This is a genomic window from Streptomyces sp. RB17 (assembly GCF_009604455.1).
In the GTDB taxonomy this organism is placed as follows: domain Bacteria; phylum Actinomycetota; class Actinomycetes; order Streptomycetales; family Streptomycetaceae; genus Streptomyces.
Genome location: NZ_WEGL01000002.1, coordinates 1,328,595 through 1,352,174, shown reverse-complemented (window position 1 = coordinate 1,352,174; position 23,580 = coordinate 1,328,595). Strand labels below are relative to the sequence as shown.

Annotated in this window: 20 protein-coding genes and 4 pseudogenes; 14 read left to right on the top strand and 10 right to left on the bottom strand. The window is 68.8% G+C overall.

All coding sequences use genetic code 11. The features are described from left to right. The first annotated feature begins 100 nt into the window (after positions 1-100). Entirely contained in the window at positions 101-928 is an 828-nt protein-coding gene (locus SRB17_RS13175; protein WP_323375379.1) for a maleylpyruvate isomerase family mycothiol-dependent enzyme, read from the top strand. Positions 929-1,288: 360 nt separating this feature from the next. Then, a pseudogene (locus tag SRB17_RS46195) lies at positions 1,289-1,614 on the top strand (ATP-binding protein); the annotation flags it as partial. Positions 1,615-1,702: 88 nt separating this feature from the next. Here the strand turns inward: SRB17_RS46195 and SRB17_RS13170 are convergent. After that, positions 1,703-2,506, bottom strand: a complete 804-nt coding sequence (locus SRB17_RS13170; protein WP_323375378.1) for an alpha/beta hydrolase — start codon at positions 2,504-2,506, stop codon at positions 1,703-1,705. A gap of 272 nt (positions 2,507-2,778) precedes the next feature. Beyond that, positions 2,779-4,584: a M48 family metallopeptidase gene (locus tag SRB17_RS45380; RefSeq protein ID WP_194293982.1), complete on the bottom strand. Its 1,806-nt coding sequence runs from the start codon at positions 4,582-4,584 to the stop codon at positions 2,779-2,781. A 136-nt stretch (positions 4,585-4,720) separates the two neighbouring features. On the opposite strand from SRB17_RS45380, the pseudogene SRB17_RS13155 reads away from it, so the two are divergent. After that, positions 4,721-5,071: pseudogene (locus tag SRB17_RS13155) on the top strand (transposase); the annotation flags it as partial. A gap of 124 nt (positions 5,072-5,195) precedes the next feature. Here the strand turns inward: SRB17_RS13155 and SRB17_RS13150 are convergent. From SRB17_RS13150 to SRB17_RS13140, 3 genes and pseudogenes are all read right to left on the bottom strand, one after another. Next, on the bottom strand, positions 5,196-5,630 hold the full coding sequence (locus SRB17_RS13150) for a VOC family protein (RefSeq protein WP_153537832.1): 435 nt from the start codon (positions 5,628-5,630) through the stop codon (positions 5,196-5,198). A 391-nt stretch (positions 5,631-6,021) separates the two neighbouring features. Then, positions 6,022-6,556 (bottom strand): annotated as a pseudogene (locus SRB17_RS13145) (hypothetical protein). 216 nt (positions 6,557-6,772) lie between these two features. Beyond that, a complete protein-coding gene (locus SRB17_RS13140; RefSeq protein WP_323375377.1) occupies positions 6,773-7,141 on the bottom strand; it encodes an SMI1/KNR4 family protein in 369 nt (122 codons plus the stop codon). A gap of 216 nt (positions 7,142-7,357) precedes the next feature. On the opposite strand from SRB17_RS13140, the gene SRB17_RS13135 reads away from it, so the two are divergent. The 3 genes and pseudogenes from SRB17_RS13135 to SRB17_RS13130 all read left to right on the top strand — a co-directional run bounded on the left by SRB17_RS13135 (position 7,358) and on the right by SRB17_RS13130 (position 9,101). Further along, positions 7,358-8,236, top strand: coding sequence for a metallophosphoesterase family protein (locus SRB17_RS13135; protein ID WP_153537830.1), 879 nt, complete (start codon positions 7,358-7,360; stop codon positions 8,234-8,236). A 73-nt stretch (positions 8,237-8,309) separates the two neighbouring features. Then, positions 8,310-8,471 (top strand): annotated as a pseudogene (locus tag SRB17_RS48035) (IS630 family transposase); the annotation flags it as partial. Next, positions 8,448-9,101, top strand: coding sequence for a GNAT family protein (locus SRB17_RS13130; RefSeq protein WP_323375432.1), 654 nt, complete (start codon positions 8,448-8,450; stop codon positions 9,099-9,101). The pseudogene SRB17_RS48035 and the gene SRB17_RS13130, both read left to right, overlap by 24 nt. 142 nt (positions 9,102-9,243) lie before the next feature. Here SRB17_RS13130 and SRB17_RS13125 read toward each other — a convergent pair whose 3' ends face one another. Beyond that, positions 9,244-9,588: a hypothetical protein gene (locus tag SRB17_RS13125; RefSeq protein WP_228395966.1), complete on the bottom strand. Its 345-nt coding sequence runs from the start codon at positions 9,586-9,588 to the stop codon at positions 9,244-9,246. Positions 9,589-9,892: 304 nt separating this feature from the next. On the opposite strand from SRB17_RS13125, the gene SRB17_RS13120 reads away from it, so the two are divergent. After that, entirely contained in the window at positions 9,893-10,663 is a 771-nt protein-coding gene (locus SRB17_RS13120) for a DUF6461 domain-containing protein (RefSeq protein ID WP_153537828.1), read from the top strand. Between the two features lie 298 nt (positions 10,664-10,961). Here SRB17_RS13120 and SRB17_RS13115 read toward each other — a convergent pair whose 3' ends face one another. After that, positions 10,962-11,528 carry a hypothetical protein gene (locus SRB17_RS13115; protein WP_153537826.1) on the bottom strand — a complete coding sequence of 189 codons (567 nt, stop codon included), beginning with the start codon at positions 11,526-11,528 and terminating at the stop codon, positions 10,962-10,964. Between the two features lie 288 nt (positions 11,529-11,816). On the opposite strand from SRB17_RS13115, the gene SRB17_RS13110 reads away from it, so the two are divergent. Continuing rightward, complete coding sequence (locus tag SRB17_RS13110) at positions 11,817-13,715, top strand: lamin tail domain-containing protein (protein WP_228396049.1); 1,899 nt, start codon at positions 11,817-11,819, stop codon at positions 13,713-13,715. A gap of 404 nt (positions 13,716-14,119) precedes the next feature. Here the strand turns inward: SRB17_RS13110 and SRB17_RS13105 are convergent, their stop codons facing one another. Continuing rightward, on the bottom strand, positions 14,120-14,935 hold the full coding sequence (locus SRB17_RS13105) for a class I SAM-dependent methyltransferase (protein ID WP_416237050.1): 816 nt from the start codon (positions 14,933-14,935) through the stop codon (positions 14,120-14,122). A 681-nt stretch (positions 14,936-15,616) separates the two neighbouring features. Between SRB17_RS13105 and SRB17_RS13100 the strand changes: the two genes are divergently transcribed. From SRB17_RS13100 to SRB17_RS13090, 3 genes are all read left to right on the top strand, one after another. Continuing rightward, positions 15,617-16,699 (top strand): PP2C family protein-serine/threonine phosphatase, encoded by a 1,083-nt coding sequence (locus SRB17_RS13100; protein WP_228395965.1) that lies wholly within the window; start codon positions 15,617-15,619, stop codon positions 16,697-16,699. 44 nt (positions 16,700-16,743) lie between these two features. Further along, positions 16,744-16,950 (top strand): hypothetical protein, encoded by a 207-nt coding sequence (locus tag SRB17_RS13095; protein WP_153537820.1) that lies wholly within the window; start codon positions 16,744-16,746, stop codon positions 16,948-16,950. A gap of 642 nt (positions 16,951-17,592) precedes the next feature. After that, positions 17,593-17,952: a hypothetical protein gene (locus tag SRB17_RS13090; RefSeq protein WP_153537818.1), complete on the top strand. Its 360-nt coding sequence runs from the start codon at positions 17,593-17,595 to the stop codon at positions 17,950-17,952. Positions 17,953-17,996: 44 nt separating this feature from the next. Here the strand turns inward: SRB17_RS13090 and SRB17_RS13085 are convergent, their stop codons facing one another. Further along, complete coding sequence (locus SRB17_RS13085; protein ID WP_153538381.1) at positions 17,997-19,187, bottom strand: RNA-guided endonuclease InsQ/TnpB family protein; 1,191 nt, start codon at positions 19,185-19,187, stop codon at positions 17,997-17,999. 158 nt (positions 19,188-19,345) lie between these two features. Here SRB17_RS13085 and SRB17_RS13080 point away from each other — a divergent pair, with 158 nt between their 5' ends. From SRB17_RS13080 to SRB17_RS13070, 3 genes are all read left to right on the top strand, one after another. Next, complete coding sequence (locus tag SRB17_RS13080; RefSeq protein ID WP_153537815.1) at positions 19,346-20,170, top strand: M55 family metallopeptidase; 825 nt, start codon at positions 19,346-19,348, stop codon at positions 20,168-20,170. A gap of 448 nt (positions 20,171-20,618) precedes the next feature. Then, positions 20,619-21,251 carry a hypothetical protein gene (locus tag SRB17_RS13075; protein WP_153537813.1) on the top strand — a complete coding sequence of 211 codons (633 nt, stop codon included), beginning with the start codon at positions 20,619-20,621 and terminating at the stop codon, positions 21,249-21,251. A 451-nt stretch (positions 21,252-21,702) separates the two neighbouring features. Beyond that, entirely contained in the window at positions 21,703-22,059 is a 357-nt protein-coding gene (locus SRB17_RS13070) for a hypothetical protein (protein WP_153537811.1), read from the top strand. 127 nt (positions 22,060-22,186) lie between these two features. On the opposite strand, the gene SRB17_RS13065 is transcribed toward SRB17_RS13070, so the two are convergent. Then, positions 22,187-23,416, bottom strand: a complete 1,230-nt coding sequence (locus tag SRB17_RS13065) for a GNAT family N-acetyltransferase (RefSeq protein ID WP_153537809.1) — start codon at positions 23,414-23,416, stop codon at positions 22,187-22,189. Positions 23,417-23,580 lie beyond the last annotated feature (164 nt).

The following is a 23,580-nucleotide window of genomic DNA, read 5'->3' as shown; positions in this document are numbered from 1 at the left end:
GGCGCGCAGGGACTTGCCGGGCGCGGCCCAGGTCTGGTTGGGTACCACCGCCCCAGGCACATGGGGCATGCCGGGCAGGGTGGGGAGCGGAGCAAGCAGCGTGCACACGACGGTACGGCAGGACGGGCCGTGGCCCTTGCCCGACGGGCTCGGGCAGGCGATTCGCGGCACTGCCGAGGAGATCGCCGCGCTGGTACGCAGCGCGAGCGACACGGCGCTTGCCGTGCCGGGGTCAAAGTGGACCGTCGGCGAGGCCGCCGCCCACCTTGCCATAGCCAACGAACTGATGGCCGACCTGGCAGCCGGACGGGAGCGCCCTTACGGCGACGGAACGCCCCAAAGCCTCGCAGAGGCCAACGCAACGTCCCTCGGCGCCTTCGCGGAGCGTCGGGCGGAGCCACTCGCGACGATGATCACGGAACAGGCCGAGGCGTTCCTGGACGCTCTGTCGCACCCTGCGGCCGACGGCCCCGCACCAACCACACCCCTGGGCACGATGAACCGATCCGTTCTGGCGTCGTACCTGCTCACGCACATGCTCGGCCATGGATACGACCTGGCTCGCGCCCTGAAGCGTCCGCACATGGTCGACCCGGCACGGGTGGCCTTGTGCATGCCATTCATGCTCTCGGTCATGCCGCGTGTCGCGGACCCCGCGGCCACGGCCGGACTCGCGGCCCGTTACCGGATCCGGCTGCGCGGGGGCGAGACATTCGGCGTGGCCCTGGCCGACGGCGCCGTGCACGTGACCCCGGGCATGCTGCGGCAGCGCGCGGACTGCACCATCCTGCTCGACCCCGTCGCCTTCCTGCTCATCGCGCTCGGCCGGCTGAATCCCTGGCGTGCCATCGCCCAAGGGCAGATCCTGGCCTGGGGCCCCCGGCCGTGGCTGGCCCCCCGCTTCCCGACCCTGTTCACCGCCCCCTGACCCCGCTGACGGGCCGGACGCCGTAGCCAGCCGCAGGACGGGGCCGGGGCCTGCGCGCCCCCCTGTGGTGCGCCGGCGTGACAGGCGCGGGGCCGGCCGTTCGGTATTGCCTGACCACGCGGTCGTCACGAGGCGGGCCGGCTGGGCTCTGTCAGCACAGATCCCGGCAGGGCAGCTCGCAGGAATGTCAGGCACTGCTCGAGTAACGCTTTGAGATCACCTGGAAGATCAGGTTCACCTCGGCGCGTTCGAGGGTTCCGGCGTACGGCCCGCCTGTGACAACGGGCTCACTGGTAAACGGCGCAGGCCCCCGACGTCCGCCCACGCAGCCCGCGCCCGGAGTCCGGCGATGCGGAGCTCCGGGTCCGTTACGAGCTGGCCCCCAAGCCTCGTCAGCGAGCTGGTCCAGGCGGCCGACGAGAAGCAGCTGAAGGCCATCGCCCGCTGCGGACGCGTCGGCCCGCTCTGCATCGGGGGACTCGGCTGCATGGAACTCGACCGTCGAGGTGCTGAACTGCTCCTCCAGGTCCTGGCCGAACGCGAGGAGAAGAACGAGGAGAAGAACAGCGTCGCATCGCCTCGAACAAGTCCAGCGGTGCCTGCAGCAAGATTCCCCCCTCTGCCCGGCCATCGTCGGCCGCCTCACCTTCAGCGGCACGATCATCCAGACCGGCACCGAGTCCTAACGCCTCGCCCACAACAAGGCCCACATCCAGCAGACGGCCGCCGGTTGAAGGCGGCCGCACCAGCGGACGCGGAGGTGCCGGCGCGTCCCTACGCGGACAGACCGGCGAGGAACGGGGAAATCAGGTCGTACACGATGTCGGGTTGCTCCAGGTGCAGATCATGACGGGTTCCGCGAATGCTGACGGACACGGTCGGGACACGGCGGCGCATCAGTTCATCGACCCGTGCAGGCGAGATGAAGCTCGACTGGGCCAGGATGAGCAGAGTGGGGCAGGTGATGCGCTCCCACTCGTGCGCGAAGGAGTGCCGGGCAGCGTCCGCCACGCACTGGACCATCACGTCCCGGTCGAAGCGGGGCCACCATTGCCCACCGCGTTCCTCCAGGCCACCCGCCCAGCCCATGCCGATCGCCCCGCCGCCGAAGAACTGGACCGCAGCATCGAGCGAGGGAAAGGGCGCCGGCCACGAGTCGAGCCACCGGCGGATATGATCCGGCCATTCGGGATCGGGACCGCTCACGTCGGCTTCGACGGCCACCAACGCGCGCACCAGCCCAGGATGCCTCGCAGCGGCCAGGATGGCCGTGTGTCCGCCCAGCGACTGCCCGACGAGTACAACGCCCTCCAGACCCAACTGGTCTGCCACGGCGACGACGTCTTCAACGAAGGCATCCCTGGAGACGTCAGAAGGGAAGCGGTCGCCGGCGCCGTGACCGCGTTGGTCGACAGCGACCACCCGATATGCCGAGCTCAGGGGCCCTGCCAGTGCATCCCACTCACCCACATGCCCAGCCACCCCGTGCAACAGCACCAACGCCGGCCCGTCTCCGCCCCAATCCCGGCAGACAAGCCGCACACCTTCCCGCTCGACCACACGCGCGGTCCACGTCACCTCGGCACCCTAGCGCCCAGAGTCTGCTCACGACACGGTCGGCAGCCCTCGCCGTCAAGCGCCAACGGGCCGGCCGACATCAATTTTCACAAGCGTTGACCAAGCAGAATCAGCCATGGCCAGCGCGCGTACCGGCCTGAGAGGCTGCCCCAGCCCCAGTAGGGAACCGGACGGTCGGGTGTCTCGCCGAACTCGTCGAGAGGGTCGATACGCCTGTCCGCCACCGTGCACAGGCGGGCTCAATCGTCGCCCATGTCGAAGACACAGGCGAATCACTCGGGCCGTGGCGAACTGGGCGAAGGAGCGCGAGCGTGCGGGCGCGAAGAGGCGGCGGCCGGCTCGCGGCCACAGATCTGCACCGTGCCCCGAGACCAACCCACGCGGCCCGGCCGCCAGCTCCACTGGCCAGGTTCGCAGGAGATGACCCGCCGGCCACTTGGGAGATGGGGGAACCGCAATGCCGAACGGCAGTTATGCGGACACGCGGGGTGGTGGGCGAGCAGGGCGCGCAGGGGGGCGGTGTCGGGCGTGTCAGCGACGGCCGCGTCGAGGGCGTCGTCCATGTCCTGCTCCCATGCCTCGGGCAGGACGAGGCCGGGCTGTCCCGACCACGCGATGTCCGGGGTGACGTGTCCGGCCTCGGCGAGGCGCAGGTGGACCATCCCCGCGAGCCCGTCGAAGACCCTGGGCCGGATGAAGTTGCGGGCGGACGGCCCGATCAGGCGCGCCGCCTGATGCGGCTTGGGCATGCGGTCGGCGACCTCCATCCACAGCAGGCCGCGGTCGAACGCGTCGAGTACCTCCTCCAAGCCGGGCAACTGGTCGTTGGCCACCCCCTCGGCCGTGACTTCCCGGCGTAGCGCCGCGCCGTCTGCGCTGTACGCCGATGAGCGCAGCGCCCTGGCCACGGCGACTGGCAGCGGCCGGGACCAGCCCTCCGCGTCCGCGAGCGCGCGGGCCATGACGAGGTCGTCCCAGCTCATGCGCCGCAGTCGCGCCGCCTCCTGCGCCAGCGAGCACGCCTCCAGCTCGGCGAACACCCGGTCCGGGTCGTGCAGCAGGGTGAGCGCGGCCGGCTCGTCGGCCGGCCCCTCGGCTCGGTCACCGGCGGGCAGCTTCTCGATCAGGGTGATCCGTTCGGCTGTCGGCGGGTGCGAGTCGTACTGATGCGGCCGCGGCCGACGCTGCCCGGCGCACAGCTCAGCGAGCCGCTCCCCCGTCCGGGCGGCGAGCAGCCGTCGGAAGCCGCCGTGCACCTCGCCCACAGGTGGCAGCGCTCCCAACGGCCCGCCCATCGCGGCGTACGTCTTGAAGTAGTGGGTGTGTGCGGCGGCGAGCACCGGAAGGACGCGCAGCGCAGCGGCCGTCGCGTCACGGCCCGCGTGCCGGGCGGCCACCTGGTCGGCGGCGAACTCCTGCTGGCGGGCCACGGTCTGCGAGGCCCGCAGGAACATCCGGGCGTAGCCGACGTACAGGGCGCCGATCGCGTAGTGCAGCCGGGTGCTGCCCTCGCGGAAGACCTCCACCGTGTGCAGTACCGCTTCGCGGCCGCGCATCGTGACACCACCGAGCCGGGTGTCGAGGTTGGCGTAGTGCCCGAACTCGTGGGCGAGGACGGCGCGCAACTGCGGGACGGTCAGCCCGGCGAGCAGCGGCAGCCCCAGGAGCATACGGCGTCGTCCGGGCAGTAGCCCCGACAGGCGGTTCTGTTCGGCCACCCCCGCGTTGACCTGGGCGACCAGGTAGAGCTCGTCCGGCGGTCGCTCCCCCGTCGCTTGGGCGGCGGCGCGCACCTGTTCCCACAGCTCGGGCTGATCCTGTGGCGTGACCGCCACCGCCTGTGGCACCGGGCCCAGGCGCCCGGCCCGCAGAAAGGCGAACATGCCGCGCACAATCGCCACCGCCAGGAGAACGGTGACGGTGAGGACCATGCCTTCAAGCCAGGCCGCCCGGGCGGTGAGCATGCGCGTCACCAGCAGCCAGTCGAGCGCCGCCATGGCCGACAGCAGAACCCCGCCCATCAGATAGAAGCCGACCAGCAACACGAGCGCGCGGACAGCGCGCAGTCGGAACATCATCGGAAGATGCCCCACAGGGCTCGGACAGCCCGAATGGGCCAACAACGCTCGCGGATCCTACCTCCAGCCTTCCGAGCAGGTCCGCCGCCCCCTTGACCACGGCAGACGCCGCGCCCGCGGAAGTCGGCCACACGGACTCGCTGGGGTGTCGCACTCGGCCACTGACCGCTGCATCGGCCACCTCGGGCCGTCGCTCGCGCTCCAGCCCCGCACGCGGTTGCGAAAGTACGCCGTGCTGATCGTCGACGGCACTCCGGTCCCTACGCGGGATCACACGGTGGCCGAGCAGCCGAAGAACCACCGGTACTCGACCAACCCCGAGGTCGTCATCGACGCCGACAGCAGGCTCATCGTCGACCTCGGCCGGCCGGTTCCCGGCAACCGCCACGACCGCACGGCGTGGGAGGCGTCCGGTGCGAAAAGCGCCGTCGGCCGGACCACGGTCATCGCGGACGGCGACGGTCGGGGCACCGGCCTGGCCATCCCGGACGCACACCTCCGTAAGGCGGTGGGGGTCCAGGAGAGCCGGGTGTGGCTGACAACGCGCTGTCGGACGTGGCTCGGTGGGACTCGGTGGGAGTGGCCGCCCGGCTCTTCGTCTCGGAGGATGCTCAGTCGAGACAGAACTCGTTGCCCTCGATGTCCTGCATCACGATGCACGACTCATTGTGGTCGTCCGCAAGCAGCAGTCGCACGCGTATCGCGCCGAGTGCGACCAGCCGCGCGCATTCGGCTTCGAGCGTGGCGAGGCGCTCTTCACCCACGAGCCCGGTGCCGACCCGCACATCAAGATGCAGCCGATTCTTGACGACCTTGCCTTCGGGAACGCGTTGGAAGAACAGTCGCGGGCCCACGCCTGAGGGATCACTGCAGGCGAACGCCGCACCCTGCCGCTCAGGCGGCAGAGAGCGATCGAAATCGTCCCACGTAGCAAACCCCTTGGGTGGCGGCGGTACGACGTACCCCAACACCTCGCACCAAAAGCGAGCGACGCGCTCAGGTTCTGCGCAGTCGAAGGTGACTTGGAACTTCTTGATCGATGACATCGGCGCACCATAACAGGGGGACTCCGTTGCTCATTTCCCGGTGCGGATCCGCGTGTTGTCGGGAGGACGGCCCCTGCCGGCCGCTGCTGTGTCGTGCGATCGCAGGGACGAACCGATGCCGATGCCTCCAAGGGGTTGCCCGCCGTTCCGGTCCGGACCGCGGCCGCACACCTCGCCGCGTTTCCCGACGGCAGCCCTGGCGATCCGGGAGCACACCTGCAGAGAAGGCACCTCCCGAGTGGGGACCGGAACCGCACCCCGCCCCGAGCCATGGCCGCCCTCAGGAACTGAGCCGTCGGCCCCGGGCTCACCGACCGCACAGGTATCGCCGACGGGCCGCGGTCGTCTGCGCGCCGGCCCGGCCGTGGAGATCAGAACTCCGGGTGGAGCGCTACCCGCACCAGCCAGTTGCAGCGACCACATCCCGCGCGATGTCCACGACAGACCGCTCGTCGGTCACCACCCGCACAGTGTCAGCGGGCGCCTGCTCGTCCAGGAGACATGCCTTGTGGGCGCTGGCCTGGAGCCCCTGCTCCAGTTCCGAGCCGAGTTCCCGGCCGGCCAGCCGTTCGCCGACGGTGGTGTCGGAAGCGGTGAGCAGGACCCGTACGATCCGCACGTCTGCCCCCATGGCGCGCTCGAACATGCCCGCCGCTCCAGGCAGCACGCTCAGGGTGTTCGTATAGATCAGACGCCGATAGCCACACTGTGCGAAGTTTGCCCAGACCGCCGACAGATTGCGCTCAACGAGCTTCGAACCGTGAGGATCCCCCTCCGGCACCGGATACACCTGCCCCATGAAATCGCCCTCGATGATCGCGTGAGAGACCGCCGCGGCACGCAGCCGAGCCCCGACCTCCCACCCCACCGTCGTCTTGCCGACGCCGGCGCGCCCCCCCGATCAGCAATACCTCCGCATGGTCCATGGAAGGCAGCGTGCCGGCTCGCGATCGCATCACCCGATCCAATATTCTCCGCCGTCCCGGGAACCGAACTCCAGGCGGTGGCCCGCCCGTTCACCCGATGTGACCGCCTCGCCGATCAGATCCATGACGCCATGTCCGCATCCGGTCGTACAACAAGATCACGATCTACAGCTCGAGCATTACCGGGCCAAAACGGAATGGGCGCCGGGACTGCACCTACAGGTATCCCGGGTCGCCGTCGGCGACGAACCGTGTCAGGGACCTCTCCAGCAGCTCCAGAAACTGCCGCAGGTCATCAGCCGCCTTGTGGAGTTCGGGTTCGTCCAGCGACACCGTGCTCGTCCGGTAAACCACCCCGTGAGGACCCGCGACATAGGACAGACCGCCACCGTTCGAGCCGATGACCACGCCACGCGCCTTGTGGCCCGCGCCGACGTCGACAGCGCCATGCTCCTGGAGCCGCAGCACGACGTCACTTGCCGGGTCGAGGAAGTAGCCGTTGCCGACGTCCGCCCAGGTGACTTCGCCGACGCTGTCGTAGAAGGTGACCAGTTCAGCTGGGATTGCGGCGACAGCCCAAGGCACCCGCGGCCGTGCCCTCAGTCCCGGTGGCCGGTTTCCGGCGCTGCGGCAGCGCCGCGGGCGGCCGCCGCCGTCCATGCGTAGCAAGACCGAGCACAGGTCGCAGAGCAGCTGCAGGCGGCGTCCGAGGGTCTCCGTGTCGGGCCACGTCAGGCAACGTCTGCCCCCGAGTGAAGAGTGCTCGTCTCAACGGAACTCCTGGACCGCTAAGTTGACGGAATGAAGATCCTTCATCTGTCCGATACGCACCTCGACCGCGCCGGCCGTCCGGACGCCGATGGGGCCGACGGTACAACGGCGCTCCGGCGCATACTCGCCGACTTGATCCACCTACGAGACCTCAGTGCTGTCGTCGTCACGGGTGACGTCACGGACGACGGATCGCGCGAGGGGTACGCGCGGGCACGTGCGCTCCTGGACGCCTACGCCCGGGAGCGCGGGGCGTCCGTGTTCTATGCCACCGGGAACCACGACGAACGGGCGGCGTTCACCGAGGTGCTCGGCTGCGGCCACGCACACCCCGACGCGGTGTGCGCAGGACCCGACGGCGAGCGGGCCGCCGCGAGCACAGTCGACGGCTGGCGCCTGGTCACCCTTGACTCCCTCGTGCCGGGCAAGGCCTATGGCAGGATCAGTCGGGCCCAGCTCGACTGGCTGCGCCGGGTACTGGCCACACCCGCGCCGCGCGGAACGATCCTGGCCTTCCATCACCCGCCGGTCGCGCTGGAGGTCGAGGTGCAGCAGGCGCTCGGGCTGCAGAACGCAGACAAACTGGCCGAGGTGATCCGGGGAACGGACGTGCAGCTCATCCTCTGCGGCCACTTCCACCTTCAGATCGTGGGGCGTCTGGAGCAGGCGACGGTCTGGGTCACACCAGGCGTCGTCAGCCGTATCGACCTGACCGCCCGGCCCGGCACTGAGCGCGCTGTGCACGGCGCGTCGGCCTCCTTGGTCCAACTCGGCACGGCGAACGGACCGCTCATCCACACGCTCCATGCCCGGGACCCCCGTGTGGGCGAGACGGTCTATGAGGCCGACGAGGACGAGATGCGCGAGATCATCGAGGAACTCGGCCCCTCCCGCATGAGTCCGAGCTGAGGGGTCGGCCCAGCGAATCTGAGGTGCCGTGCGGGTGCGGGTCGGGACGGCGCGCATCGGCCGGGCCGGCCTGGTGGCTGAACGGGTGCGGGTGCGGAACATCGGTGACGGTGAGGGGCTGCGGCTTCTGCGGATCATTCGCCGGGGTGCCGGGCCGGTGATGACCTGGCGGGGGGCGCACATGGTGCTGCTGTCCGCTCAGGGCACGCCCGTGGCAAAGATCGCCAAGGTGACGAACCGCCGGGGCAACACGGTTGATCGGCTGCTCCCTCTCGTATGGCAATGCTCTGTGATACATGGTGAAAAGATCGCGCTGCGCGCCCGGCAGGAGAGCGACGTCCCAGTTCTCCAGTCCGAGTTGTACGACGACGTGGCCACACGGTCACGCGCCGACTCCCGCCCGTGGCGGCCCATCCCGCAAGGCTCGGCGCAGTCGCCGTATGCAGTGGCTGAGCCGTCGGACGACGCAGCCTGCTTCTCCGTAGTGGAGCTGGAGTCGCGGGAGCTGGTCGGCGAGGCCCTGCTTTGGGACATCGACACACACAACAGGACGGCCCACATCGGGATCTCCCTGCGACCCGCATTCCGCGGCCGCGGGCTCGGCGTCGATGTCCTACAGACGCTGTGCGAATACGGATTCGCCGTACGTGGACTGCAGCGCCTGCAGATCGAAACCCTCACGGACAACACTCCGATGATCGCAGCGGCAGCCAGGGCGGGGTTCACGCGAGAGGGAACGCTGCGGCACTCCGCCTGGGTGTACGGCGCATACGCGGACGAGGCCATCCTTGGCCTCCTCGCGCACGACTGGACGCCGCGGGCCCAGAGCGCCAACACAGGTGCCCCTCGAACTCGGTCCGGCTGATCTCTTGGCCCGCGAGGGCCGGGTCAAAGAGGTCCACGATCGGCGGGTTGAACGGCCAGTCGCCGGGGGCCACTGCGCAGAGCTCTTCCGTCTTCGGCCAGCTCCACCTGGCGAATCCGGCGTCCATCGGACCCCACTTCCATCAGAAAACGACTGGTTCATCGGCCTCCTCGTCCCAGCGGCGCCCCAGATGCACGATGTCCCTGTCCGCGAGCGCGCCGAAACCCTCACGCCCGCGCTGCGCGTCACGCTCGGCGCGCAGGCCGTCCAGTCCGGGAGGCATCCGAGGATCGTCGATGTCGACTTCCTCCAGCCCCTCCTCCTCGAACCGGGCCACAGTCTCCGGGTCGGTGACCACCTCAACCCAGGCAAACGTTCCGAGGACCGCCCGCTCGGAACGCGCTCGGACCCACCACCACGAGCCGCCCATGCCGTAGTCGTGCAGAGCGAGGAAGGAGCGCTTGTGCGCGACACCGCCACCAGTCATGGAAGCTGAGCCTAGCGAGGCGCGCCGCAAGCCTGCCGGCCTGGTCAAACTGCTGCCGGTTCGGCCCGCAGTCACGGGCCCGGACCCAGATGTGGGCCACCTCGCCGATCAGCGTGACACTCCTCCCGGCCGGTCCGGCGGGTACTGCGCCCCACTCGCCTGCATCCCATTCCTGGCCGCTCATCAGACGCCGTTGCGCACTGAGCGTTCTCCTATTTCACGAGTGCCGAGGCAGTCTTCTGTGACCCGGCGGCGTGATACGACGGGCAGCGGTTGTCAGTGGCCCTGGATACGCTGCCTGGCATTGGTCTTCGCCGTGCGTGTGGGGGTGCTTGTGTGTGAGGGAATCGGATGGCTGGCCGACGGGGACGAAGGGCTGGACAGCGTGGTGTTCGCCCGGGATATCAGCCCGGAGGACCTCGCGGTGCGGATGGGTGGCACGCCCGGTGCCGCCGTGCAGCTGACTGGCCCCGATGTCACCTCTCTCCTCCATCGCTCGGAGACCGGCGACAGCGACGTGGTGCGGGTCGCGGCATGTGGTGCGTGGTCGTACGCCGTGCTGCACCTGGCTGATCCCGGGCGAGACGACCTGGCCGTCAGAGCATCACGCGGTGGCGTCGAAGTCATCCAGTACGTGGCGATGACGGATCACCCGCCCGCGCAGTTCGACTACCTGCGTGATGGTCGAACGGTGTGCGGCTTCGGAATCGGGGAGGAAGCACATCGCTGGGGTCAGGATCCGGACCATCTGCTGCCGGCGCTCGTTGCTGGCGGCGTCCTGACCCCTGACGGGACGAGTCACCAGGCTGCGGCACGGCCGGGCTCAGCCATGAGCGGAAACCGTCTCACGCTCACCGTGCTTGAGCACCACTTCGGGCTGTGCCTGCCCCAAAGCAGTGTGATGCGTGCGCCACTGCCCGCCTACACCGTCCGCGGCACGCTCAGTCTGGGCCCCGACCCCGATGTCGACATCATCCGCACCTGGGCCGCCGAGCACGGCTACTCCCTGAACTGGGGCGGCAGCGGACACGTACCCACCTCCATCCGCGACGCGTATGCCCATGCCACCCGGTAGGCGCCCAGGCTGAGGTCGAACGGGATCACCGAGCCTTTCCATCCCCAGTCTGCGCTTGCCAGGTGCAGGACGGGACGGCCTGGACGAGCGGCCGGCACCCACGAGTACGCCGCTTGCGCATCCGCTGGGAGATCCGCGACGACATCCACGAAGCTTTCCTCAGCCTGGCGTGCGGCATCATCTGCTGGCGACGAATGAAGAACCCCCACTTCGTCAGGAGTTCTTGTCGCCTTCGGCGACCGCGCTGACACCCAACACGACCCGGTGAACCGTCCCGGGCACAGCACCAGGGCCGCCCTCACGCCGGTGCGGCGCTGTTGCCCGGAGGCCGGCGCAGCAGATGCAGACAGACGACCGACGCGACGACGGTCCGCCGTTCGGAGGCATCCATGCGAGGGTCCATTTCGACAACGTACTGCTGCAACCCGATCCACGCGTCGATGGTGCTCATTGTGACCCGGCCGAGAATCTCCGGCGCCGGGCCCCCTTGCGGATCGGTCTCGGTGAGATGCCATTCGGCGTACAGGAGACCCGGCCGCGTGAGGAGGAGTTGACGCCCCTGCTCCGTCTGGAGGCTCAACTGCCGGGTCTTGATGAGTCCTCGGGCACCGGCCGTGCCGACCACCCGCTGCGCGGCATTGGTGAAGCGGAACTCCACCGGCCCGAACTGCTCGATACGGACGATGAACTCGCCGGATGTTTTCGCGAGGACGGAGTACGTGTCGTCGGTGTACGTGACCCAAGCGAGCGGGGTCCCCTGCACGGTGGACACGGCCAGGTCGGGGCCCACGTATCTGCGCCACCGTGAACGCTTCGGCTGCCCCACCACGACCGCTTCCAGCTCGAAAAGACCGGGTTCCGTCATCGGTCTTCCTTCCCCCCACGGCTTCCCCTCGACCGAGTACGTCCACTGTGACTGAGAACCTGCCCGACTTTCATCCCTCTGGCGGACATCGACGTCCACGCGAGGTCTCCCGGGACGATGCCATTCTGCTGGCGTTCTGGTGGCCAGCAGGCGGCATTCAGCTGGAGTACACGCTGTTTCAAGATCGTGTCGCCAGAGTTCCGCCTCGTGCCTACCTCACACTCGCGTGCCGGCGTCGCCTCAGTATGCGCCGCGGCTTTGACGCTCTCAGGACTGCTCGTGACAGGGATGGTTGCCGCTCAGCCCGCGGCTGCCGCGGACCCGGCCGGCTACCAGAATGTTCGGATCAACGAGGTCACCTCCTCGAACAGCGACACGGTGGAGCTGTACAACACCGGCACGACTGCAGTGAGCATCAGTGGCTGGAAGATGTCCGACGACAGCTTCTCCCCGCAGACGTTCAGCCCGTCCTCCAGCACGATCCCGGCAGGCGGCTTCGCCACCTTCAACTCACCCAAGGGGCTGGGTGATTCGGACAAGCTGGTGATCTACACGGCCAGTGGCACGGTGGTCGACCGCGTTGAGTGGGCCACCAACGGGGCGAAGCCGGCGATGGCGCGTTGCGGCGGCGACGGCACCGGGGGGTGGGTGACCACCACCGCGGCGTCCACGTTCGGCGCCTCGAACGCCTCGGGGTGCCCGTCTTCGACACCGGCGGCGAGCCGGGTGCGGATCAACGAGGTCGCCTCGGACGGCGCGGACACCGTGGAGCTGTACAACGGCGGAACGAGCACGGTCAGCATCGGGTCGTGGAAGTACGTCGACAATGACACCACCCACTCACCGGTCTCGATCTCGTCCTCCTCGCCGAGCGCGACCAGCATCCCGGCGGGAGGCTACGTCACGTTCAACTCCACCCTGGGTCTGGGCGACAACGACTCGGTCTTCCTCCTCGACAGCAACGGCAACACCGTCGACTCGGTGACCTGGGCGACCGATGGCGCCAAGCCGTCGGACGAGCGCTGCGCCAACGGCACCGGCTGGTTCCAGACCTCCACGACCGCGACGCTCGGCAGCGCGAACTCCTGCTCGGGCAGCGGCGATGGCGGTGGTACCGGCGGTGGTGGCGGTCAGCTGCTGGGTGGCGGCGGCTCGCTCACCAGCGGCTGCACCCCCGAGGCGCCCTCCGGTACGGGTTCCACCCCGGCGGGCACCCTGGCATGGCCGGGAGGACCGGACGTCACGATCGCCGACAACGTCTGCGCGTTCACCACGTCCACCGGCCCTGAAGGCCGGGACCTGAGCGGCCTGGCGTTCGACCCGGCGAACCCGTCGGTGCTGTGGGCTGCCAAAAACAAGAACTGGCTGTACAAGCTGGTCAAGAGCAACGGCAAGTGGATCCCGGACGCGTCATGGAGCGCGACCGGCAAGCAGATCCGATTCGCCGGCGGCACCGGCCAGCCGGACTCCGAGGGCCTGACGGTCGGCGCCAACGGCCACATCTACGTGACCTCCGAGCGCGACAACACCAACAACACGGTCCCCAAGGACACGATCATGGAGTTCGACCCGGCCGCGACCGGATCGACGCTGACCCCGATCCATCAGTGGGACATGACCTCACAGTTCCCACAGCTCAACACCGGCAACAAGGACGACGCCAACCTGGGCTTCGAGGGCGTCGGCTACGTGCCGGACAGCTGGCTGACCGCGAACGGCTGGGTCGACCCGCTCACCGGCGCCGCCTACAACCCTGCGAACTACCCGCTGCACGGATCGGGCCTCTTCTTCGCCGGCCTGGAGTGGGACGGCACGCTGCATGTCTACGGCCTGAACTCCGACGGCACGTTCACCACGTTCGGCACGATCGCGACCGGCAAGGTCTCCGTGATGGATGTGACGTTCGACGCCGGAACCCAGCGCATCATCGCGACCTGCGACAACACCTGCGGCGAGACGCACACCTTCATGAAGGTCAACGCCAGCGGCGCGATCGTTCCGGACGTGACCTACACGAACCCGGCCGTCATGCCGACCGACAACCTGGAGGGCTTCGCGATCGCACCGACGTCGACCTGCGTCAACGGCCTCCGCGAGGCGGTCTGGAGCGACGACGGCATCTACGGCTTCGGCTCCGGAAGCTCTTCCCACGGACACGCCATCTACAGCGGCACCTTCCCCTGCTGATCCCGCCGCCCACGGGAGACGGCTCACGCACCGGCCCTCCGCCAAGGTGAGGCGCCCAAGCAGTACGCAGTGATGAAGCTCCCGGCAGACGGGGTGACGACCAAGACCACCCGCTGACTGCCAGGAGCTTCGTCGTGCCTGTCCCGGGACCGCCTTCGGCCTGTGGACGCCGGACGCCGCTCACAGCCCATCGGATCCCGGTTGCTGTCGAAAGTCGTGAACAAGAGCTGTCGGACGTCAGGCCCTGGTCCACTTCGCGTGGTCGCGTGACTCGCGGTTACGCCAACAGGGCTCGTTTGCACAGGAGCTCGAATCCTGCGCGCATGACTGGCTGGCCGCGCAAGAACCTGGCTCCACTCATCAGGCCCCCTTCAAATCGATCATCCAGCGAACCGGGATGCGCTCTACCGGCGGACCGCCGAGATCAGTCCGCCGGGCCGCTCCTCGCGCTGCGGCGGGGTGCTGATCGGGCGGCCGTAGGCGGCAGCGCGCTCGCGCAGGGTGTGGCAGCTGGCCTCCCAGCCGTGCCCGGCCAGCCAGCCCACCGGGTCGTCGGGCATCTCCGAGACCCACATGGACGCCGCCGATCCCGGCACGGCGTCCGCGCCGAAGCGCTCGATCACGCCGCGCGAGCCCAACGTCAGCCCCATCCGACTGCCTGCCGCCGACTGCGCGCTGATCCGGGCCAGCAGCAGCTCCACCGCGTCCTCGGGCAGATAGATCAGCAGTCCTTCGGCGATCCACACGGTCGGCGCCGCCGGGTCGTGCCCTGCGTCAGCCAGCGCGCCTGGCCAGTCCTCACGCAGATCCACCGCCACGGTGATCCGCTCGCAGCGTGCGACGGCCCGCTCCTGGCGCAGCACCGAAGCCTTGAAGTCCAGTGGCGCTGCGGTGTCGACCTCGAACAGCCGGGTGCCCTCGGGCCAGTCCATCCGGAAGGCCCGGCTGTCCATGCCGGCGCCGAGCAGCACGACCTGCCGCACCCCGGACGCAGACGCCTGCTGCAACAGGTCGTCGAGGAACTTCGTCCTGATGACGATGGAGAACGCCAGGGCCAGCCGCCGGCGTCGCGCGGCCTCGTCATCGGGCAGCGGCGGCGAGGAGGGCCCCAGACCGCCGGCGGTGGCGAAGGCCTGTGCCAGTGGGTCGCGGAACAGCGCGTTCTTCCGCTCGGTCTCCAGCGCCCGCACCCTTGCCACTCCCACCGCCGTGGCCCACACTCCCGACGGCTGCACCCGCTCCTGCTCATCAGTCACCGCGCCAGCCTAGATGATCGATGTACGCGACCACACGAAGTGCACCAGAGCCGGAGGTCATGAACAGAGCCAGCTCAGGTACCGCCGAAATGGGGTTCCCGGGGTGACGCAATGCGCGGACGACAGTTCGGCAGGGATTCCCCTCACCTAACGACGGGATCCGCACCTCACCGATGGCTCGTTTTCAGCAGGGTGCAGGATCACGCCCCCAGTCGCCGGGTGCCGTGTCGTTGCCGTAGGCGTACGGCAACATGGCCGGCGCCACTGACACACCACCGCGCAGAGCCGCCACTCGACGCCAAGACCAACCCCGTCACCCGCGCCGTCGGAGCAGAACACTCCAGTCGCCGAAGCTCTCAGGGGCAGATCCAATCGCCGTAACCCGGCCCGTTGAAGATCTCCAGCCGATCGGCAGCGGCATCACACCGCGGATCGCCTGCGAGGGAGAAGGACCCGAGCCGACGACTTTGCCGGCATCACCGGCGGTAGGGCGTTTCCGAGCGCGCAAAAGGCGGCGAGGTGGAACACCCGACGTCAGGGAGGCAGGCTGTAGTCATGCGGTCGCCCATCCGCCCATCTGGCCCATCAGCGGCGACGGGCAGTCATAGCCGGGTCCTCTTCAGATTCGCGCAGTGTGTGCCATTCATGGTCATACTGCTCGCGCTGGGGATCGAGCTCTCCCCTGCACACGCGGTGAGCACCGGTCCTCTCCTCGCCGCCATGCCGGCACTGGCTTCGCTGACGATGGGCCCCAGAGGCACCCTTTCAGCAGCGGCCGGAGGCTTCACCGTCACCGTCATCACGGCCACTCTCCACCAAAGCTGGGGAGGCCAGGTCTACAGCAACCTCATCTCCCTCCTCGTAGTGTCGGCAGCAAGTGTCACCATGAGTAATGCAGTGCGCACGCGCAGGCAACGCGAGCTGAACCAGGTTCGCCGGGTCGCCGAGGCGGCACAACGGGTTCTGCTGCGCCCCGTGCCGGCCCGGCTCGGTCCCGTCCAGATGGCCAGCAAGTACCTCGCGGCAGAGACGGGCGCGCAGATCGGCGGCGATCTGTACGAGGCGGTGCACACTCGGTACGGGGTCCGGATGATCGTGGGAGACGTCCGCGGCAAGGGGCTGCCCGCCGTGCGCCTGGCCGCAGCCGTACTGGGTGCGTTCCGGGAGGCTGCGCACTATGACGAGGATCTGGCAGAGGTGGTGAATCACTGCGCGGCAGCGCTGGATCGCGAGCGGGCGACGCTCAGCGCAGTTGATCAGGCCGAGGAAGACAATCTGACCGAGGATTTCGTCACCGCGCTCGTGGCTCAGGTATCAGACGCCTTCGTGGTCGAGGTGGTCAATCGCGGCCATCCGCCCCCGCTGGTGCTCCGCCAGGGCAAGGCGGAGGCCCTCATCCCCGCCTGCCCAATGCCGCCCCTGGGCCTGGAAGATTTCATGACCGTTCCGCCTGCCAAAGCGGAGAGCTACCCATTCGCACCCGGTGACCGTCTCCTGCTGCACACCGACGGTGTGATCGAAGCCCGCAGTCCCGACGGCGTCTTCTTCCCCCTGCCCAAGACGACAGAATCGGTGCACCCCTGTACCCCGTCAGAGTTCCTGGAACGGCTGCACCAGGAATTGATCCGCCACACCCACGGCTACCTGGCGGACGATGCGGCAATGCTCCTCGCTGAACGGCTCAACGAAGCAGGCGAAAGCGGGCAGCCTGGCCCTCACGCCATATAAAGAACTCAGCCACAACGCAAGCGGCATGAATGTCCGTTCCCGTGATGACGGACAGCGTCCACTTCAACAACTTCGATGCCAGGTCGATGGGCCGGCCAAGCGGCCAGGCTGGACGCTTCCCGGTCCGGAAGCGGATCGGGCGGACGGCCGGATTCGACACCTTCCAGGACGGTGCCGTGGCGGCAGCCCTTGCGAGTGGCGTGCTCATCGACGCCGACCACCCGCGGCGTGGGAACGCCCGGCTCGGATAGTGCGTCGACCCGGGCCGATGCGGGGCACCCGGCACACGGTCCGTACCGCTCCGGCACGTCCCGCCAGACCACCCAGGTCCAGTGTGGCCGGCGGGTTCGGCGCCGTGGTTTCCGCGAGCGCGGACGGCTTCGGCACGTCCGGTGATGAGTCCCGCAGACCGCCGAACGCCAGGACCGCATCACCACCGCCGCCCCCGCCCCCACGTCGAAACCGATGTGCACACCGTCCGCGTCCACCAATCGCCCCGCGACCGCCACGGCCCCGCTGATCCTGCCGTGGCTGCGGAGGTGCCCGAGGTGAACGCCTGGGTGAGGACGGCGCGCGGCACCGACGACCCTGTGAGGACGGAGGCGAGGATCAATAGGACCGGGACAGCGGGTCCGTGCAGGGCGAGGGTGGCGCCAACCGCGAGGGGCGCGTCGAGGAAGGTCACCGGGAAGCTCGCGAGGGCGAGGCAGGCGGCGGCTGCGGCCCGGTGGCGCCGCACGGGCTGCCGGCCGGGCCCGCTCGGCCGGCAGAGCACCGGCCACAAGGCCTGCCCGCTCCGGTAAGGGAAGGCCAGCACTCGACCGTCTGCCGCCCCACGCGGCATACGGTTCGCACGGTCCACCAGAGGCGGTCCGGGCAAGGGAAGTGAGCGAATGAGTGACCAGGTGGGACAGCACCCGCATGTCGCGCCCTTGGTGGCCAACGCCTGCATCACCGTCTCGGTCACCGCACCCACCCAAGCCGTATTCACCAACCGGTTCCCCAACCGGCACTACACCCGCCACCGGCTTGGCCTCCCGCACCTTGGTCGTAAGCTCAGCAGCAGCGTCGGGACGGTTCGTTCGTCCAAGCGCGTCGAGCTGACGAGCGGGGACCACGGCGGGTCGAAGGACAGGAAGTCCAAAGGGCGTTGGCCGAAGCACATCGATCCGGCCTGCCAGGCCGCCCTGTCCGGCCACGGACGACCATCCGGCCCCGAACGCCTGGATCACTGGCCGCCGCCCGGCCCGTGAGGGGAGTGCAGGGTTGACGCTCGCCTCTCTGAAGGGAGGGGTTCTTACATCTCGCACCGTGAGACTTCCTGTTTCATCGCCGACTGCCCGTCCGGAGAACTCCGTTGAGGTCTTACACCAGCTCCGCAGGCCGAAACCGCCCGTCCGGCGGCCAGCAGGTTGCGTGCTGCGTTCACGTCCCTGTCGTGGGTCGTTCCGCAGTCGCATGTCCAGGTACGGACGTGCAGCGGCATCTTGTCCTGCAAGGTGCCGCAGGTGGAGCACAGCCTGGACGAGGGGAAGAAGCGGTCGACCGCGATCACTTCCCGCCCGTACCACTGGGCTTTGTACTCCAGCAGGCTCCGGAATTCCGACCAGGCCGCGTCCGAGATGGCGCGGGCCAGGCTCCGGTTCTTGACCATGTTGCGTACGGTCAGGTCCTCGATCACGATCGTTTGGTTTTCACGAACGAGTCGGGTGGTCAGCTTGTGCAGGTGGTCACGGCGCCGGTCGGCGATCCGTGCGTAGACCTTGGCGACCTTGCGCCGGGCCTTGCACCGGTTGGCTCCGTCGCCCTTGGCCTTCTTCGCCAGCCTCCGCTGGGCCTTGGCCAGCGCCACGCGGTCGCGGCGCTCGTGCCGGGGGTTGGCGATCTTCTCTCCGGTGGAGAGGGTCAGCAGGTGATCCAGGCCGACATCCACGCCGACCGCCGCGTCCGTGTCCGGGAGCGGCTTGATGGTGGGGTCGTCGCACAGCAGGGAGACGAACCAGCGCCCCGCCGCGTCCTGGGAGACGGTCACCGTGGACGGCTTCGCCCCTTCAGGCAGCGGCCTCGACCACACGATATCCAGCGAGTCACTCATCTTCGCCAGCGTCAGGCGCCCGTCACAAAAGCGGAAACCGCTGGTGGTGTATTCGGCGGACTTCCTGGACTTCTTCCGGGACTTGAAGCGCGGGTACTTGGCCCGCTTGCCGAAGAAGTTGGTGAACGCCGTCTGAAGATGGCGCAGGCACTGCTGGAGCGGGACCGAGGAGACGTCGTTGAGGAACGCCAGTTCCTCGGTCTTCTTCCACGCCGTCAGCATTGCCGACGTCTGGTTGTAGTTCACCCGCTCCTGCCGCGTCCACGCCTCCGTACGGGCGGCAAGTGCCAGGTTGTAGACCTTCCGAACGCAGCCGAACGTGCGGGACAGCTCGGCTGCCTGCGCATCGGTCGGACAGAAACGGTACTTGAACGCCCGCTTCACGTTGTTCATGGCCACGCTCACAAGCTATTCGGACCACAGGTAAAGGTCCAACCTGCGGGTCAGAGCACGGTATTTCGCCCTGCGGGCGAAACCCCGCTCCTTGCCCTGCTCCGCAGGCGTCTCGTTCCTGCCCCGCCCAAAGGCGGGGGTATCCCGAGAGGACTCTGATGAAGGTCTTCATCTCGTCGGACATGGAGGGCACCGCGGGGGTCGTCGACTGGGACCAGTGCCGGCCGTCGGGCTCCGACTACGACCACTACCGGGAGCTGCTGCTGCAGGAGGTCAACGCGGCGATCGAGGGCGCGGCGGCGGCCGGCGCACGAGAGTTCCTGGTCAACGACTCGCACTCGACGATGTCCAACCTGCGGCCGGACCGCCTGGCGCGCCGGGCCCGTTACCTGTCCGGCCGACACAAGCCGCTGTACATGATGCAGGGACTTGATACGTCGTTCGACGCGGTCTTCTTCGTCTCGTACCACGGTTCGATGTCCGGCGCCCCGGCCGCGCTGTCGCACACCTACAACCCGCGCGCGATCGCCGAGGTCCGGCTGAACGGTATTCCGGCCGGGGAGTCCGGGATCAACGCCCTGGTCGCGCTCGGACACCGGGTTCCGGTCGTGCTGATCACGGGCGACGACGTCACCGCCGCGCAGGCCGAGTCGTTCTGTCCCGGCATCCGTGCGGCCGTGGTGAAGCACTCGGTCTCCCGCTTCGCCGCGGACAGCCTGCACCCGGAGCAGGCCCGCGAGGTGATCACGCAGAGCGCCGCTGACGCGGTACGGCAGCTGGCAGACGCCCCCTTGCCCGCGATCGCCCTGCCCGCCACCCTGACCGTCCGTTTCCGCAACGCCGACCTGGCCGAGATGGCGACCTTCATCACCGGCGTGGTCCGCGAGGACGAACTCACCATCCGTCTCCGCGACGACGACCCGGTTCGCCTGTACCGCACCTTCGTCACCATCGTCCTGCTCACCCGGGGCATCGCCGAGTAGCCGACACGTGTTTTTGAGCCAGGAGTTCAGGCTGGTGCGTGTAGAGGCCCATGCCCAGCCGCGTCCTGTCGACGGTCGCGCATTTCTCTGTCTTTCGGACGGTAGGACCACCCTGCGCCGCCGCGGACGGCGATGTTCCCGCATCGTGGGGTCTGCTCTGGCCTCCGCGAGGACCCGTTCTGGGAGGCAAGGGCGACCGGGGGTGCCATCTGGAGGTGCCGATCGACTTCACGGTGGCCAAGGACGTATCGAGTAAGTCTGCCGATCTGGCCTTCGGTATGGACAACCACATGATCTTCTGCAAGCGGTGCTGGACAGCGATCACAGGTCCGGCTCGTCTCCCCGAGACGGTTGATCGGTCGGGAGCTGGTGGGTCACGCCCCTCAGGCGGAGGCGTACTGGACGAGCCCCTCCTGAGGGCGGGCTAGAGTCTTCGCCGATCTCCGGTATGGACGAGGGGCAGGCGAGAGTGGCAACGACGGATCGCGGCAAGGCGGGTGACCTGCCGGTGCCGACCCGGAGCCGCATGGTCGTCGGATGGCTCCTGGTCTTGCTCCTGGCCGCCCCGACCACCTCGCTGCTGGGCGCTCTCGACGCCGGCCTGGGCGGGATCCTCGGAGCCATCGCCCTCATCCTGAGCTACCACCTGATCGTCCGGCGCCTCATCCTGCGCCGGAACGCAGTGCCCAAGCCGATCAAGGTCTGCTACACGTTGGCGTCGATCGCGCTCGCCGTAAGCGCCCTCTACGCGTCACCCGCCAGACTGGTCGCCTTCGGCAGGGAGGGCGTCGGCTCCATCGACTACCAGGACCGTCAGCAGGGCAGCCACGGCACCTACATGCAGTGCTACGTCCAGGACCCCGACGGCAATGTCGATCAACTGCCGTCTGGCGGCGCCTGCCCGCACCCTGATGGAACGCCCGTCACCATGGTCTATACCGCCGACGGGATCGGTGGGCCGTTGCTGGGCACCAAGTCTTCCTACACGCATGCCGTTGTCATCTGCGCGGCGGGCGAGCTGACCGGCTATTCCCTGATGGTCGCCGCCGCGGTCATCACGGGCCGCCGGTTCGCAACCTGACTGGGCGCGACAAGCTCCCTGGGTGCGCTGGTGGCGCTGAACACCCCGGCCACCGCCCTCGTCCAGTCCGGGCACGCCGCCGACGGCACTCCAGCCATGGCCGTCACCGCCGGCGCTCCGCTCGGGCGGCGCGACCCGGGTAAGACGAAGAAGCTGTGCGGCGGCTCCCTGGCCTCAGTACGCAAGGTCTTGGGACCACTACGAGGTCGTGATCGTCTGCAAGTGGAAGACGGCGCCCGGGCCCCGCGGAGACCCGCCCGCCCACCGTCCACCCGATCCGAACCCAAACCCCGACGACGCCCCACCGTCGGCCCCGTCCCAACCCGACCCCGGACGGCTCCTCCACGAGCGTCCAGGACACGGACGCGGACGTGAAACCAGTGTGCATGGAGGGAGTCCTGGGTACTCGGCGCGGTGACCGGGGCTCCCGTGCAGGGAGGGGAAGCGATCGATGCATGCGAACAGGAAGGGCACGGTCGCCGGCCTGGTGGCCGCCGCGTTGTGCCTTTCAGTACCGGCCGAGGCCTTTGCCGGCTCCGGAACGCACGATCACAAACCCAGCGCATACTGCGGAACCGACAAGGCCTCCGGACTCGCGGTGTATACCACCCAGGATGTGCCCTGTGCCGCTGCCCTGCAGGTGGCAGCCGCCTACACCAAGAGCTCGTACAACGCGTCGAGCGCCACCGTCGACGTGCGCGCCGCAGGAAGCACCTGGAAATGCCAGGAACGCCAAGGCGACCCCAACCCCTACCAAGCCTGCGTCGACACCCGGGACAACACCCGACTGATCACGCTGTCGTCCTGACCCACTCCCCCGCGCCCGGAAGCCTCGATGGTGCCCACATCTGGATTTGGCTCCGGCCGAAGCGTCACGCCACGTCGAGGGCGGATCGCCAAAACACGTCCTCGCCCCAGGCTCGGCGAGCGCGCGCTCAGAACCAGTGCAGGCAGTGCGGGGGGCGCTCGGCGCGGAAGAGCGCGTCGGCGAGGTTGGCCGCGCCCGGGCGGTGGGCCCGTATGCGTCCGGCACGCACGAGCGTGCTCGGGGCGGTGCCGCCGAGGTAGACCGAGCCCAGGTCGCTCACGTCCAGGGACAGGTCGGGCTCCCGGTCCGTCGCGACGCAGTCTGCCTTGCTGTCCCGGACGGTCAGCAGGTAGCGGCCCTGCTCGCCGAGGAACGGGTCGTCGACGTCGAGGACGAGCTCGCCGTCCATGAACCAGCCGCGCGCGGTGAGCGCACGCGGCACGTCCAGCAGCCGTACCCAGAGCCAGTCGGTATCGCCGCTCACCTGGCCGGCGCGGAAGTCCGCAAACTGCCAGCGAAGCGGGTGCTCGGGCGGGAAGTGCTTGAACACGACCTGAGTGACCAGGTCATGTCCGAGCACGAACCGGGCCAGGGCCGTGAAGACGGCGTCATCGGTGACGACGGTCTCGTCGACCGTCAAGGTGTCGCCGTCGACCGCATAACTGGCGTACCCGTCCGGGACGCCGTCGGCGTCACGGTGCACGGCGACGTAGCGCGGCGCCGGAGCGACCGGGGGCTGCCCCGCGCCCGATGCCCACCAGCGGTGCGGCCGGGACAGTGCGCCGGGCTGTGTACGGCGGTACCGGTCGTAGACCTCTTCCAGGATCTTGCCGCACTCGGCACGTCGCAACAGCTCGATCGTGCCGGTGTCCGAGCCGCTCACTGGGGCGTCGTCCGTTCCTCGCGCCCGCGGGAGAGCGAGGGCGGCCCGGTGGCGCGGCACCGTCAGCCGCTGCGTGTAGGTCGCCGGGCCGTAGCCGAACCTGCGGTAGATCAGGGCCTCGGAGGCCAGCAGTACGGAGAGGAACTCCCCGCGGTCCCGCAGCTCGGTGAGCTGATGCCGCATCATCGAGCTGAGTACGCCCTGGCGTCGGTGCGAGGGCAGGACGCCGACGGCGGTCACGCCGCTGGCCGGGACGAGGATCTCACCGGGCAGGGTCAGTTCGAAGGAGTACGCACCTGCGGTGCCGACGGGCCGCCCGCCCGCCGTCATGGCGAACAGGTTGCGGTCCATTTCGAGCGCCGACCACCAGACCCCGCCGTCCTCCGTCGGGGTTTCCGGGAAGCGCCCGAACGCGGCATGGAGCGTGTCGACGAAGACGCCGAGGTCGTCGTCGGTCGTGGGACGTATCTCCATTGCTACCACTGCCTCCCCGGATATCGGCACCACGACTCGTGGTGTCCCGCCACAGTGCAGCGTTGCCCCGTGGCCAGGTCAAGCGGATTACGGCCGGGCCCATGGCTGGTCACAGCACGGGCAGGTCCCAGTCCGGCACCGGGAGCGAGTTGTGCTGGTCAGGC

What these genes read in the sequence shown, in the direction of transcription:
- SRB17_RS45380 (WP_194293982.1), bottom strand. Translation starts at nt 4,584, where the DNA reads ATGATGTTCCGACTGCGCGCTGTCCGCGCGCTCGTGTTGCTGGTCGGC.
- SRB17_RS13150 (WP_153537832.1), bottom strand. Translation starts at nt 5,630, where the DNA reads ATGTCATCGATCAAGAAGTTCCAAGTCACCTTCGACTGCGCAGAACCT.
- SRB17_RS13135 (WP_153537830.1), top strand. Translation starts at nt 7,358, where the DNA reads ATGAAGATCCTTCATCTGTCCGATACGCACCTCGACCGCGCCGGCCGT.
- SRB17_RS13125 (WP_228395966.1), bottom strand. Translation starts at nt 9,588, where the DNA reads ATGACTGGTGGCGGTGTCGCGCACAAGCGCTCCTTCCTCGCTCTGCAC.
- SRB17_RS13115 (WP_153537826.1), bottom strand. Translation starts at nt 11,528, where the DNA reads ATGACGGAACCCGGTCTTTTCGAGCTGGAAGCGGTCGTGGTGGGGCAG.
- SRB17_RS13110 (WP_228396049.1), top strand. Translation starts at nt 11,817, where the DNA reads ATGGTTGCCGCTCAGCCCGCGGCTGCCGCGGACCCGGCCGGCTACCAG.
- SRB17_RS13100 (WP_228395965.1), top strand. Translation starts at nt 15,617, where the DNA reads ATGGTCATACTGCTCGCGCTGGGGATCGAGCTCTCCCCTGCACACGCG.
- SRB17_RS13095 (WP_153537820.1), top strand. Translation starts at nt 16,744, where the DNA reads ATGACGGACAGCGTCCACTTCAACAACTTCGATGCCAGGTCGATGGGC.
- SRB17_RS13090 (WP_153537818.1), top strand. Translation starts at nt 17,593, where the DNA reads ATGAGTGACCAGGTGGGACAGCACCCGCATGTCGCGCCCTTGGTGGCC.
- SRB17_RS13085 (WP_153538381.1), bottom strand. Translation starts at nt 19,187, where the DNA reads ATGAACAACGTGAAGCGGGCGTTCAAGTACCGTTTCTGTCCGACCGAT.
- SRB17_RS13080 (WP_153537815.1), top strand. Translation starts at nt 19,346, where the DNA reads ATGAAGGTCTTCATCTCGTCGGACATGGAGGGCACCGCGGGGGTCGTC.
- SRB17_RS13075 (WP_153537813.1), top strand. Translation starts at nt 20,619, where the DNA reads ATGGACGAGGGGCAGGCGAGAGTGGCAACGACGGATCGCGGCAAGGCG.
- SRB17_RS13070 (WP_153537811.1), top strand. Translation starts at nt 21,703, where the DNA reads ATGCATGCGAACAGGAAGGGCACGGTCGCCGGCCTGGTGGCCGCCGCG.
- SRB17_RS13065 (WP_153537809.1), bottom strand. Translation starts at nt 23,416, where the DNA reads ATGGAGATACGTCCCACGACCGACGACGACCTCGGCGTCTTCGTCGAC.